The sequence below is a fragment of the Streptomyces sp. NPDC060194 genome (assembly GCF_042728285.1).
Classification (GTDB): Bacteria; Actinomycetota; Actinomycetes; order Streptomycetales; family Streptomycetaceae; genus Streptomyces.
Genome location: NZ_JBHWZH010000154.1, coordinates 1 through 12,882, shown reverse-complemented (window position 1 = coordinate 12,882; position 12,882 = coordinate 1). Strand labels below are relative to the sequence as shown.

Below are 12,882 nucleotides of genomic sequence, written 5' to 3'. Positions count from 1 at the left end.
CGCCGCGGGGGGGGGCGAACGGGGCGGGTGCGAACAACGCTTCCCTTGGCACTGTGGGCTGTGCCCACCCGTGCCGCCCTGCGGCACGATTGCCCACAGCGGGGGGCGGCGTCAGCCGCAAAAAAATCTCAGCCCGGCCGGCGATTGAGGCCACCGGGCGGAGCCCGGTACGCGCGGCGGAGCCGCGAGGCGCCCCTGCGGGGCGGGGGCAACGATGGCGCGGGGTGCGGTCGCTTGCGCTGGGCACGTCGGGCTGTGCCCACCCGTTCCGCCCTGCGGAACGGCCTGCCCACAGCCAGGTCCCCCTTTCCAGCCCGGCCGGCGTTTGAGGCCGCCGGGCGGAGCCCGGTACCCGCGGCGCAGCCGCGAAAGGCGCGGATGCAACCGTCACAAGTTGCCGCGCTTCTCCTGTTCCCGCTCGATCGCCTCGAAGAGCGCCTTGAAGTTGCCCTTGCCGAAGCCCATGGACCCGTGCCGCTCGATCATCTCGAAGAAGACCGTCGGCCGGTCCTGCACCGGCTTGGTGAAGATCTGCAGCAGGTACCCGTCCTCGTCCCGGTCGACGAGGATCTTCAGCTCGCGCAGGGTCTCGACGGGGACGCGCGTCTCCCCCGCCCACTCCCCGAGCGTGTCGTAGTACGAGTCCGGCGTGTCGAGGAAGCGGACGCCCGCGGCCCGCATCGCCCGGACGGACGCGACGATGTCGTTCGTCGCGAGCGCGATGTGCTGCACGCCCGCCCCGCCGTAGAACTCCAGGTACTCGTCGATCTGCGACTTCTTCTTCGCGACCGCCGGCTCGTTGATCGGGAACTTGACCTTGAGCGTCCCGTCGGCGACGACCTTGGACATCAGCGCGGAGTACTCCGTCGCGATGTCGTCGCCGACGAACTCCTTCATGTTGGTGAAGCCCATGACCTGGTTGTAGAACGCCACCCACTCGTTCATCCGCCCGAGCTCGACGTTCCCCACGCAGTGGTCGATCGCCTGGAACGTCCGCTTGGCCGGCGGCTCGACGATCGGGTCGGCGGCCACGTACCCCGGCAGGTACACGCCCTCGTAGTCGCGCCGCTCGACGAGCGTGTGCCGCGTCTCGCCGTAGGTGGCGATCGCGGCGAGGACGACGACGCCGTGCTCGTCCTTGACCTCGTAGGGCTCCTCGAGGCCCTTCGCCCCGTGCGCGACGGCGTACGCGTAGGCCGCGCGCGCGTCGGGGACCTCGATGGCGAGGTCGACGACGCCGTCCCCGTGCGCGGCGACGTGCGCGGCGAGGAAGCGGCCGTGGTCGGTGGCCGGCTTGATGACGGAGGTGAGCACGAACCGGGCCGACCCGTTGGTCAGCACGTACGACGCGGTCTCGCGGGTGCCGGTCTCGGGACCGGCGTAGGCGACCAGCTTCATGCCGAACGCGGTGGAGTAGTAGTGCGCGGCCTGCTTGGCGTTGCCCACGGCGAAGACGACGGCGTCCATGCCCTTCACCGGGAAGGGGTCGGCCTCGCGCGCGGAGGCGGGGGCGGCGGTGTGCGTGGTCTCAGTCATGGGCGAAGCGTCCCCCCGCCCCGCACAGTGCGCAACAGTTCGCGTTCCGGCTGGGCAATGTGCCCAGGGACGGGCCAAGCTGGGGACCACATCTGTACAGGGTGACCAGCGTCACGGAGGGCACATGCGTATCGACGGACTCGACGGCCGGCTCATCGTGCTGCTCGCCCGCGAGCCGCGGATCGGCGTCCTGGAGGCGTCCCGCCGGCTCGGCGTGGCGCGCGGGACGGTCCAGGCGCGGTTGGACCGGCTTCAGTCGAACGGAGTCATCCGCGGCTTCGGACCCGACGTGGACCCCGCCGCGCTCGGCTACCCGGTCACCGCGTTCGCCACGCTGGAGATCAAACAGGGCCAAGGGGCGGACGTGCGGACCCACTTGGCGTCCGTGCCCGAGGTGCTCGAACTGCACACCACGACCGGCCACGGCGACATGCTCTGCCGCCTCGTCGCCCGCTCCAACGCCGATCTCCAGCGGGTGATCGACCGGGTGGTGGGTTTCGATGGGATCGTCCGGGCCTCCACGGCGATCGTCATGGAGAACCCCGTTCCGCCGCGGATCATCCCGCTGGTGGAACAGGCGTCGGGAGATTCCTGACCTGGGCTTTTCCGAAGGTTTCAATGGACATCTATCTGGTGAGACGTCGTCCGGGGCCGAAAGGGACCCCTGACCGAACGTCCCCGGGCAGGGAGGTGATGCATCCGTGAACTTCTGGGAGTATCTCGGCGCGCGCTGGCAGCAGCTCCTGGTGGACGCCTACCAGCACGCGAGCGCGGTGTTCCAGGCGATGGTCATCGCCACCGTGATCGGTGTCCTCATCGCCGTGGTCGCCTACCGCAGGGAGTGGGCGGCGAACCTGGCGACGGTCACCACCTCGTCGATCCTGACGATCCCCTCCCTCGCCCTGATCGGTCTGCTGATCCCCGTCGTGGGGCTCGGCGTCGCGCCGACGATGATCGCGCTGGTCCTGTACGGGCTCCTGCCGATCGTCCGCAACGCGATCGTGGGGCTGCGCGGCGTCGACCCGAACCTGGTGGACGCGGCGACGGGGATCGGGATGTCCCGGCTCGCACGGCTGGTGCGGATCGAGCTGCCGCTCGCGTGGCCGCCGATCCTGACCGGGATCCGGGTCGCCACCCAGATGCTGATGGGCATCGCCGCCATCGCCGCGTTCGCCTCGGGGCCCGGCCTGGGCACGCTGATCTTCCGCGGGATCTCCGCGCTGGGCAGCGTCAACGCGCTCAACCAGGTGCTCGCCGGGACGCTCGGCATCGTGATCCTCGCCCTGCTCTTCGACGCCGCGTACGTCCTGATCGGACGACTGACCATCTCCAGGGGTATCCGTGTCTGAACAGATCAGCGGCAGCACCGTGGCCGGCGGGGCGAAGACGGGCGGGACGGGGTCCGGCTCCGGCTCCGGCTCCGGCTCCGCGGCGGGCGTCGGCGGGGCGAGCATCCAGCTGGAGAACCTCACCAAGCGCTACCCGAACTCGGCCCAGCCCGCCGTGGACAGCGTCAGCATGGACATCGCGGCCGGCGAGATGGTCATCTTCGTCGGCCCCTCGGGGTGCGGGAAGTCCACCACCCTGAAGATGATCAACCGGCTGATCGAGCCGACGTCCGGCCGGATCCGGATCGACGGCGAGGACGTCACCGACATGGACCCGGTGAAGCTGCGCCGCAAGATCGGCTACGCGATCCAGTCGTCGGGGCTCTTCCCGCACATGACGGTCGCCGAGAACATCGCGCTGGTGCCGCGGATGGTCGGCTGGCCGAAGTCCCGGATCAAGGCGCGGGTGGAGGAGATGCTCGACCTCGTCGGGCTCGACCCCGGCGAGTTCCGGGGCCGCTACCCGCGCCAGCTCTCCGGCGGTCAGCAGCAGCGCGTCGGCGTGGCCCGGGCGCTCGCCGCGGACCCGCCGGTGCTGCTCATGGACGAGCCGTTCGGCGCGGTCGACCCGATCACCCGCGACCACCTGCAGGACGAGCTGATCCGGCTGCAGCAGGAGCTGCACAAGACGATCGTCTTCGTCACCCACGACTTCGACGAGGCGATCAAGCTCGGCGACCGGATCGCCGTGCTGCGCGAGCAGTCGCACATCGCCCAGTTCGACACCCCCGAGGCGATCCTGACCAACCCGGCCGACGACTTCGTCTCCGGCTTCGTCGGCGCGGGCGCGGCGCTCAAGCGGCTGAACCTGACCAGGGTGCGGGACGTGGAGGTCGCGGAGTTCCCGACGGTCACGGTCGACGACCCGCTGCAGTCGATCTTCGACAAGCTGCGGTCGTCCTCCGCCAACGAGATCCTGCTGCTCGACCAGCGTCGCCGCCCGTACAAGTGGCTCCGCCGCGGCGACCTCATGCGTGCCCGCGGCTCCCTCGCCCGCGCCGGCACCCTCGTCCAGGACACCGTCACCCGCGAGGCCACCCTGCGCGACGCGCTGGAGGCCGTCCTGACCGACAGCGGCGGCCGCGTCGCCGTCACCGGCCGGCGCGGCGAGTTCATCGGCGTCGTCGACATGGAGACGCTCATGAACTCCGTCCACGAGATGCTCGAAGCGGACCGCCTCGCCGCGGTCGAGGCCGCCCACGACCTCGACGACTCCCGCACCCACCGCACCCACGCGGCCCAGGAGGGCGCATGACGCCCCCGCCGGAGGAGACCCCCGAAGGGGAGTCCGTCCGGTCCGCGCAGCGCACGCAGGAGCCGGACCCGCCGCTGCCCCCCGGCCGGGAGGACGGGGAGGGGGAGCCGCGGTCCGTCGCGAAGGAGAAGGCGCCGCGCCGGATCTCGTGGCAGCAGTGGGTGGTGCTGCCCGTGTTCGTCGCCGTCGTGCTGACGGTGACGCTGGTGTGGATCGGCAACCTGGACCTGGACTCGCTGGCCGAGAACGCGATCTCGGACGGGAAGGTGCAGACGGCGCTGGTGCAGCACATCCAGCTGACGGTGATCTCGACGGTGTTCGTGCTGGTCATCGCGATCCCGCTCGGGATCCTGCTGACCCGGAAGTCGTTGCGCAGGGCGTCGCCTTTCGTGATGACGCTGGCGAACATCGGCCAGGCGGTGCCGGCGATCGGGCTGCTCGCGCTGCTCGTGGTGTGGCTGGGCATCGGGCGGACGCCGGCGCTGATCGGCATCATCGCGTACGCCGTGCTGCCGGTGCTCAGCAACACGATCGCGGGGCTTCAGGCCACCGACCCGGGGCTGATCGACGCGGCGCGGGGCATCGGGATGTCGCCGCTCGGCGTGCTGCGGAAGGTCGAGCTGCCGCTGGCAGTGCCGCTGATCCTGGCCGGCGTCCGCACCGCGCTGGTGCTGAACGTGGGCACCGCGACCCTCGCCACGTTCGGCGGTGGCGGCGGGCTCGGCGACATCATCAGCTCGGGCATCTACAACCAGCGGATGCCCGTCCTCGTCCTCGGCTCGGTGCTCACCGTGGCGCTGGCCCTGATCGTGGACTGGCTGGCGTCCCTCGCCGAACGACTCCTTCGACCCCGCGGACTGGAGGCGTGATGCGCGTTCCCAAGCGTGGCAGGACCGCGACCCGGCCGGCCGCCGCCCTCGGCGCCCTGACCGCCCTCGCGACCCTCGCCGGCTGCGGGCTGACCAGCGGCAGCCCGATGGTCGACGACGTCTCCCCCGGCACCCTCGGCCGCGGCGAGCCGCTGGCGGGCGCGCAGCTGACGGTCACGTCCAAGCAGTTCACCGAGCAGCTCATCCTCGGCGCGATGATGGGCCTCGCCTTCAAGGCGGCCGGTGCGGAGGTCCTCGACCGGACCGGCATCCAGGGCTCCGTCGGCGCGCGCCAGGCGATCCTGGAGGGCGAGGCGGACGGCATGTACGAGTACACCGGCACCGCGTGGATCACCTACCTCGGCAACACGAAGCCGATCAAGGACCCGCAGGCCCAGTGGCGCGCGGTGCGCGACGCCGACGCGAAGAACGGCGTCACCTGGCTGCCGCCGGCCCGCCTCAACAACACCTACGCGCTCGCCACGAACCGTGCGAACGCTGAGAAGTACGGCCTGAAGACCCTCTCCGACGTCGCCGAACTCGCGAAGAAGGACCCGGGTGCGGCCACCATCTGCGTCGAGGCGGAGTTCGCCTCCCGCGAGGACGGGCTGAACGGCCTGGAGAAGACGTACGGCTTCACCATCCCGTCGGGCAACATCCGCACGATGGACAGCGGGGTCGTCTACACCCAGGTCTCCGGCGGCAGCGCGTGCACCCTCGGCGAGGTGTTCACCACCGACGGGCGGATCAAGGAGCTCGACCTGGTCACCCTGGCCGACGACAAGAAGTTCTTCCCCAACTACAACGCCGCGCCCGAGATGAACTCCGACAGCATGCGCGAGCACCCCCAGATGGCGGAGGTCCTCGCCCCGCTCACCGCGAAGCTCACCACGGCGGTCGCCCAGGAACTCAACGCGAAGGTCGACGTCGACGGGGAGGACCCGCACGAGGTCGCGAAGGACTGGATGGTCGAGGAGGGCCTGATCAAGGAGGACTGAGCACCGGGCCGCGGCCGACGACACGGCCGCGGCCCGACGGGACGGATCGGCGTACCGGCACGAATCGCCGGGCGTGGCGCGGCGGGTCGGCAAGCGGGACGCGACGGGTCGGCGGGCGTGACGCGGCGGGTGGCGCGGGTCGGCGGGCGTGGCGCGGGACGCGGCGGGTTGACGCGGGTCGGCGGGCAGACCGGCACGGGTCGGCAGGCGGATCCGCACGGGTCGGTGGGCAGAGCGCCGCGGGTCGGGGCGGCGGGTCGCCTCGGGGGCGGGTGTGCGGCGGGGCCCGCTCAGCAGCGGGGGACGGGCTTTCCGGTGTCCAGGGCCTTCAGTGCGCCGACCGCGCCCTTCAGGTCCGTCACGGGGATCAGGCGCAGGCCCTTGGGCAGCTCGGCCTGCGCCTCCCCGCACTCCGCCTTCGGCACGAGGAAGACGGTCGCGCCGTCCCGCTTCGCCGCCTGCGTCTTCAGCGGGACGCCGCCGACCGCGCCGACGTCGCCGTCCGCGTCGATCGTCCCCGTCCCCGCGATGTTCCGGCCGCCGGTCAGGTCGCCGCCGGCGCCGTCGCCGTCCAGCTTGTCGACGATCCCCAGCGAGAACAGCAGCCCCGCGCTCGGCCCGCCGACGTCGGCGAGCTCCAGGTCGACCTTCACCCGCTTCGGGTCCAGCTCCAGGTAGTCCAGCGCGGCGGCCGCGGCGGCGTTCTGCGACTGCCGCATCTCGTTCGCGTTGTACTCCTCGATCTCCGCGTCGTCGTCGCCCTCCGGGTACACAGCGCCCTTCGGCATCACCGCGCGATCCGTCCGGAACCAGCCGTCCACGACGTCCCCGAGGTCCACGTCCGTGCTCGGCCCCGTCGCCAGGATCGTCACCATCCGCAGCTGCCCCTCCGTCCGCCGCGTCTCCGCCCCGCTGATCGTGATCACCGGCTTCCCGTCCTTCGCCCCGAGCACGTCCGCGGTGCTCCCCGGCTGGGCGAGCACGAACGGGAGGGGCGCGAGGGCGGTGACGCCGAGGAGGGCGGCGAGGGGAACGGCGCAGAGCGCGAGCAGGCGGGGACGTGTGAGCACGGGGCCACAGTAACCGGCGGGGTGCCGTGACCCCGAAGCGGGCAAAAAACTCAGCCCGGCGAGGGGGTACCCCCTGGTCCTTCAGACCTTGGGGGAGTTTGAGGCCACCGGGCGGAGCCCGGTACCCGCGGCGGAGCCGCGAAGGCCCTGCTGCCGGCCGCTCTAGGCCAACGCCGCGGCGACCTCTCGCGCCGCCGCGACGACCCGCTCCCCCACCTGCTGGGGGACGACCTCGGCGAGCATGACGACGCCGACGCTGCCTTCGAGGCCGGACACCCCGACCAACGGCGCCGCCGCCCCGCTCGCCCCCGCCTCCAGCTCGCCGTGGGTCAGCGCGTACCCCGGGTCGAAGACCCCCGAGCGCGCCGCGAGGATCGCCCGCCCCGCGGCCCCCCGGTCGAGCGGGTGCCGGAACCCGGGCCGGTACGCCACGTGGTAGTCGGTCCACGTCGGCTCGACGACCGCGACGGCCAGCGCCTCGGACCCGTCGACGAGCGTGAGGTGGGCCGTCGCCCCTATGTCCTCCGCGAGCGCCCGCAGGGCGGGCAGCGCGGCCTCGCGTACGAGCGGATGCACCTGCCGCCCCAGCTGCAGCACGCCGAGCCCCACCCGCGCCCGGCCCCCGAGGTCCCGTCGGACGAGGGCGTGCTGTTCGAGCGTGGCGAGCAGTCGGTAGACGACGGTCCGGTTGACGCCGAGCTTGGTCGACAGCTCGGTCACGGTGAGCCCGTGATCGGTGTCGGCGAGGAGCTTGAGGACACGCAGTCCACGGTCGAGGGTCTGGGAGGTCTCCGCGGTCACGACGGCCTCTCCTTCGGTGGTGAGTGCGGCGGCTTCGGCTCCGTGTGGGGGGCGGCCGCCGGACCCGACCGGCGACGCGCAGAGAGGCCGCCGGCAGGCCATGGCACCGGCTGCGCTCCGAGGCGGCGTTGCCACGGGGCGTGTGCGTGAGCGGACAGTAGCGACCCCTGCCCGCTGAGCGGAAGACTCCGTCCAGAATCCGGGCACGTACGAGTGAACGCCCGGCCGGATCAACTCGGTTGACCCGACCGGGCGCTCACCCCCAAACCCACGCAAAGCCGCTCACTTCATCCGCGTCGCCCACTCCTGGACCTTCGCGATGCGCGTCTCGATCTGGTGCGCGGTGGCCTCCGCGCTCGGGGGGCCGCCGCAGGCGCGGCGGAGTTCGGTGTGGATGACGCCGTGGGGTTTGCCGCTCTGGTGGGTGTACGCGGAGACCATGGTGTTGAGCTGCTTGCGCAGGCTCAGGAGCTGCTTGTGCGTGACGACGGGCCGGTCCGCGGCGGGCTTCTCCAGGAGGTCGGCCTCGGTCGCGGGCTTGGCGCGGCTGTGGGCGATCTGACGGGTCTGCCGCTTCTGGAGCAGTATCTGCACCTGGTCGGGCTCCAGGAGCCCGGGGATGCCGAGGTAGTCCTGCTCCTCCTCGCTCCCGGGATGCGCCTGCATCCCGAACTCGGCGCCGTCGTAGAGCACGCGGTCGAACACCGCGTCGGACTCCAGCGCCTCGAACGGGAGCTGGTCCTCGGTGTCCTCGTCCTCGCCCCGCTCCGCTTCGGCGAGGAGCTTGTCCTCCTCGGCGAAGGGGTTCTCCTCGTCGCTCCCCCGCTTCGGCTTGTCGAGGACGTGGTCGCGCTCGACCTCCATCTCGTTGGCGAAGTCGAGCAGCATCGGGATCGTCGGCACGAACACCGACGCCGTCTCGCCCCGCCGCCGCGACCGCACGAAGCGCCCCACGGCCTGCGCGAAGAACAGCGGCGTGGAGATCGTCGTCGCGTAGACCCCCACCGCGAGCCGGGGCACGTCGACGCCCTCGGACACCATCCGGACGGCGACCATCCACCGCGACTGGTCCGCGGAGAACGTGTCGATCTTCTTCGACGCGGCCTTCTCGTCGGACAGCACGACCGTCGCCTTCTCGCCGGTCACCTGCTTGAGGATCTTGGCGTAGGCGCGCGCGGACTCCTGGTCCGTGGCGATGACGAGCCCGCCCGCGTCGGGGATCCCCTTGCGGACCTCGGTGAGCCGCTTGTCCGCCGCGGCGAGGACGTTCGGGATCCACTCGCCGGTCGGCGAGAGCGCGGTGCGCCACGCCTGCCCGATCGCGTCCTTCGTCATCGGCTCGCCGAGCCGGGCCGCGATCTCGTCGCCGGCCTTGGTGCGCCAGCGCATGTTGCCGCTGTAGCTGAGGAAGATCACCGGCCGGACGACGCCGTCGGCGAGCGCGTGCCCGTAGCCGTAGGTGTAGTCCGCGGACGAGCGGCGGATGCCGTCCTGGCCCTCCTCGTACGCGACGAACGGGATCGGGTTGGTGTCCGAGCGGAACGGGGTGCCGGTCAGCGCGAGCCGGCGGGTCGCCGGCTCGAACGCCTCCGCGCAGGCCTCGCCCCAGGTCTTGGTGTCGCCGGCGTGGTGGATCTCGTCGAGGATGACCAGCGTCTTGCGCTGCTCGCACCGGTTGCGGTGCAGCATCGGGCGGACGCCGACGCCCGCGTACGTCACCGCGACCCCGTGGTACTCCTTGCTGAGCGGGCCCGCGCTGTAGTCCGGGTCCAGCTTGATCCCTATCCGGGCCGCCGCCTCCGCCCACTGCTTCTTCAGGTGCTCCGTCGGCGCGACGACGGTGACCTGCTGCACGACGTGGTGGTGCAGCAGCCAGGACGCGAGCGTCAGCGCGAAGGTCGTCTTGCCGGCGCCGGGCGTCGCCACCGCGAGGAAGTCCTTCGGCTGCTGCTCCAGGTACCGGTCAAGCGCCCCCTGCTGCCAGGCACGCAGCTTGCTGGCGGTACCCCAGGGCGCACGCCCGGGGAACGCGGGCGACAGATGGTGGGAGGCGGTAGTAGTCACGGTCTCCGCTCGAACGCTCGGCTGCACGGCACTGTCTCAGCCGCCCCACGGGCAACCCCGTACGACAACCGGGCCACCCTACCGGCGCCCCGCCCCCGACCCCGCACGAACGCCACGCCCGCGGCGGCGAGTGCGGCTGACGTCACAGCGGGCGCGCTGCTCACTCCGCCCGCAGGCGGCCCGCCACCCGGACGCCCGTCGCCGCGACGGCCGCGGCGACCGCGAAGACCGCGGCGAAGGCGGCCGGGTGCGAGCCGCCCGCGGCGGTCGCCGTCGCGCCGTGGGCCGCCGCCGCGCCGCCGCCGAGGGCGGCGAAGGCCGCGCCCGCCGCGGCGAGGACGGTGATGTTGGAGAGGCCGTCGGAGATCTGCAGCGCGGCGGAGTTGGCGCCGGTGTCGGCGGGGGCGGACAGTTCGAGCAGCCGGACGCTGGTGGTGGAGACGACGAGGCCCATGCCGAACGCGCCGAAGGTCCAGGCCGCGGCGAGCGTCCAGACGGGCACGGCGGGGAGCAGCACGGCGGGCGCGGCGGTGATCGCGGCGGTCACCAGGACCATGCCGAGGACGGCGAGCCGGTCGCGGTGCGGGACGGCGGCGGGCCGGGCCTGGACCCACGAGCCCGTCGCCCAGGAGAGGCCGCCGACGGCCAGGGACAGCCCGGCGAGGGTGGGGGTGAGCCCGCGCTCGGTGACGAGCATCAGCGGGACGAACGACTCCGCGGCAATGAACGAGCCGGCCGCCATGCCCCGCAGCAGCACCACCGACGGCAGTCCGCGCGCCGCCCGGTACGTGCCGCGCGGCAGGAGCCCGCGGGCGGCCGGGACGATCAGCGCGGCCCCGGCCAGCGCGGGGACGAGCGACAGCCAGCGCAGCTCCTGCCCCGCGTACTGGAGCAGGCCCGCGCCCAGCGAGAGGCCGACGGCCAGGCGCAGCCGACGGGCCTGCCACGGCGGGACCTCGCCCGCCGGGCCGGACGCGGTGCGGCGGATCGCGGGCAGGGCGAGGACGAGCGGCAGAACGATCAGGGCGGGCATGCCGAGGAACACCCACCGCCAGCCCAGCTGCTCCGTCACCGTCCCCGACACGAGCGGCCCGACCAGGGACGGCACCACCCACGCCGCGGAGAACGCGGCGAGGACCGCGGGCCGCAGCCGCTCGGGGTAGGCGCGGCTGATCACCACGTACAGCGCGACGATCACGAGCCCGCCGCCCAGCCCCTGCACGGCCCGCCCGGCGACGAACTGCGGCATCCCCAGGGCCGTCCCGCTCAGCACGAGCCCCGCCGCGAACAGCCCGATCCCCCAGCTCAGCGGGGCGAGCGGGCCCGCCCGGTCCGACCACTGGCCGGAGAGGACCATCGCGAGCAGCGAGGTGGTGAAGTACGCGGAGAACGCGAACGCGTACAGCGGCACCCCGTCCAGCTCCCGCGCCGCGACGGGCATCGCCGTGCCCACGGCCGTCGCCTCGAACGCGATCAGCAGCACGACGGAGACGATCCCCACGGTCAGCGCCCGGTGCCCGCGCCCAAGGATCCCCTCGTTCCCTGACGGCTGCGGCGCCTCGGCGGAAGGCAGGGTTCTGGTGGGCGCGTCGTCGCGCGGTCGCGGGCTGGTCATCACCCGAGCGTAAGGGCCGTGCGCCCGGATGACCCCTGTCGCGGGCAGGTGATCGACTCGGCCGTTGGTCGTAGGACCCGGACGGCGCTCCGGGAGCCGGGGCCCGGGGGCGGGCCGCCCGACCGCCCCGCCCGCGCGGGTGCCGGCGCCGCCCGTGTACGCCGGACGGCCCACGCCCGCGATGGATCGCGTGTTCGCGGGAAGGTGTCCCCGCATGCCCTTCTACCGCGCCTACGACGACGCCGAGCTCGCCTACCGGGAGCTGGGGGATCCGGCCTCCCCGCCGCTGGTCTGCCTGGCCGGCGGGCCGGGGCGGGACGCGGCGTACCTGGGGGACCTCGGCGGGCTCGACCGGACGTACCGGCTGATCGTGCCGGACGCGCGGGGGACGGGCGACTCACCGCTGCCGTCGGACCCCGGCCGGTACGCGTTCCCGTCGCTCGCGGAGGACGTGGAGTCGCTCCGCGAGCACCTGGGCCTCGACCGGATCGCGATCCTCGCGCACGACGCCGCCGCCGCGACGGCGCAGGCGTACGCGGCCTCGCACCCGCTGCGGACGGGCCGGCTCGTGCTCGTCGCCCCGGGCGCGCGGCTGCAGGGCGCGCTGCCGGAGGACGCCCGGCGGATCTTCGACGCGCGCCGCGGCGAGGCGTGGTGGCCGGACGCCGCCGCGGCCGTCGAGGAGCTGGCCCGGACGACGGACTTCGCCGCGGCCCGGGCCCTGCTGCCGCGGGTCGCGCCGATGGCGTACGGGACCTGGGGGCCGGCCCAGCGGGCGCACGCGGAGGCGGAGCCGGGGCAGATCCGCCCGGTGCCGAGAGCCGGCTTCTGGCAGGGCGTCGACGACCACGCCAGGATCGCGCTCCTGGAGCGGGTGCGCGAGGCGCACTGCCCGGCGCTGGTCGTCACCGGCGAGCACGACGCGGTGGCGGGCATCCGCTCCGGCGAGCTGGTGGCGGAGACGTTCCCCGGCGGGGACGTGCTGCTGATGTCGGGTGTCGGCCACTACCCGTGGGTCGACGACCCCGACGCTTTCGCGGACGCGGTGCACGCGTTCCTGACGGGCCGCCTGTGAGCCGGCGGGCCCTTTGTGAACGCCGCGTGGCAGTCGCGTGGCACGGCCGCACGAGCCTTGCCGGGGCGCGCGGGGCGGGCCTACGGTCATGGGGAGTGCTCGACACGGCCGTGTGTCCGAGTGGTTGAGGAAGCAGCCTGCAAAGCTGCGCACGCCGGTTCGATTCCGGTCACGGCCTCGACGCGCGCGAAGGGCCGCCCCTCCCCGGGGG

At 73.1% G+C, this 12,882-nt stretch carries 11 protein-coding genes and 1 tRNA gene; 7 read left to right on the top strand and 5 right to left on the bottom strand.

Going from position 1 to position 12,882, the window contains the following annotated elements:
* Window positions 1–387 precede the first annotated feature (387 nt).
* Window positions 388–1,536, bottom strand: coding sequence for a 4-hydroxyphenylpyruvate dioxygenase (gene hppD, locus ACFWEG_RS24885; protein WP_387219176.1), 1,149 nt, complete (start codon window positions 1,534–1,536; stop codon window positions 388–390).
* Between the two features lie 124 nt (window positions 1,537–1,660).
* On the opposite strand from hppD, the gene ACFWEG_RS24880 reads away from it, so the two are divergent.
* The 5 genes from ACFWEG_RS24880 (at window position 1,661) to ACFWEG_RS24860 (ending at window position 6,046) form a co-directional block, all read left to right on the top strand.
* Entirely contained in the window at window positions 1,661–2,131 is a 471-nt protein-coding gene (locus ACFWEG_RS24880; RefSeq protein ID WP_387219174.1) for an Lrp/AsnC family transcriptional regulator, read from the top strand.
* Window positions 2,132–2,237: 106 nt separating this feature from the next.
* The gene (locus tag ACFWEG_RS24875) at window positions 2,238–2,885 is read left to right on the top strand and encodes an ABC transporter permease (protein WP_387219171.1); all 648 of its coding nucleotides are present in this window, start codon (window positions 2,238–2,240) and stop codon (window positions 2,883–2,885) included.
* 103 nt (window positions 2,886–2,988) lie between these two features.
* Window positions 2,989–4,179, top strand: a complete 1,191-nt coding sequence (locus ACFWEG_RS24870) for a betaine/proline/choline family ABC transporter ATP-binding protein (RefSeq protein ID WP_387219177.1) — start codon at window positions 2,989–2,991, stop codon at window positions 4,177–4,179.
* Complete coding sequence (locus tag ACFWEG_RS24865) at window positions 4,176–5,048, top strand: ABC transporter permease (RefSeq protein ID WP_387219168.1); 873 nt, start codon at window positions 4,176–4,178, stop codon at window positions 5,046–5,048. The genes ACFWEG_RS24870 and ACFWEG_RS24865 overlap by 4 nt, the downstream gene beginning before the upstream one ends.
* Complete coding sequence (locus ACFWEG_RS24860; protein WP_387219166.1) at window positions 5,048–6,046, top strand: glycine betaine ABC transporter substrate-binding protein; 999 nt, start codon at window positions 5,048–5,050, stop codon at window positions 6,044–6,046. The genes ACFWEG_RS24865 and ACFWEG_RS24860 overlap by 1 nt, the downstream gene beginning before the upstream one ends.
* A 290-nt stretch (window positions 6,047–6,336) precedes the next feature.
* Here the strand turns inward: ACFWEG_RS24860 and ACFWEG_RS24855 are convergent, their stop codons facing one another.
* The 4 genes from ACFWEG_RS24855 to ACFWEG_RS24840 form a co-directional block, all read right to left on the bottom strand.
* On the bottom strand, window positions 6,337–7,116 hold the full coding sequence (locus ACFWEG_RS24855; RefSeq protein WP_387219164.1) for a S16 family serine protease: 780 nt from the start codon (window positions 7,114–7,116) through the stop codon (window positions 6,337–6,339).
* Window positions 7,117–7,278: 162 nt separating this feature from the next.
* The gene (locus tag ACFWEG_RS24850) at window positions 7,279–7,917 is read right to left on the bottom strand and encodes an IclR family transcriptional regulator (protein ID WP_387219160.1); all 639 of its coding nucleotides are present in this window, start codon (window positions 7,915–7,917) and stop codon (window positions 7,279–7,281) included.
* A 282-nt stretch (window positions 7,918–8,199) separates the two neighbouring features.
* On the bottom strand, window positions 8,200–9,981 hold the full coding sequence (locus ACFWEG_RS24845; RefSeq protein WP_387219157.1) for a DEAD/DEAH box helicase: 1,782 nt from the start codon (window positions 9,979–9,981) through the stop codon (window positions 8,200–8,202).
* Window positions 9,982–10,141: 160 nt separating this feature from the next.
* Window positions 10,142–11,596 (bottom strand): MFS transporter, encoded by a 1,455-nt coding sequence (locus ACFWEG_RS24840; RefSeq protein WP_387219155.1) that lies wholly within the window; start codon window positions 11,594–11,596, stop codon window positions 10,142–10,144.
* A 214-nt stretch (window positions 11,597–11,810) separates the two neighbouring features.
* Between ACFWEG_RS24840 and ACFWEG_RS24835 the strand changes: the two genes are divergently transcribed.
* Together ACFWEG_RS24835 and ACFWEG_RS24830 are read left to right on the top strand one after the other, a co-directional pair.
* Window positions 11,811–12,671: an alpha/beta fold hydrolase gene (locus ACFWEG_RS24835; RefSeq protein ID WP_387219153.1), complete on the top strand. Its 861-nt coding sequence runs from the start codon at window positions 11,811–11,813 to the stop codon at window positions 12,669–12,671.
* A 106-nt stretch (window positions 12,672–12,777) separates the two neighbouring features.
* A tRNA-Cys gene (locus tag ACFWEG_RS24830) sits at window positions 12,778–12,849 on the top strand.
* Window positions 12,850–12,882: the final 33 nt, after the last annotated feature.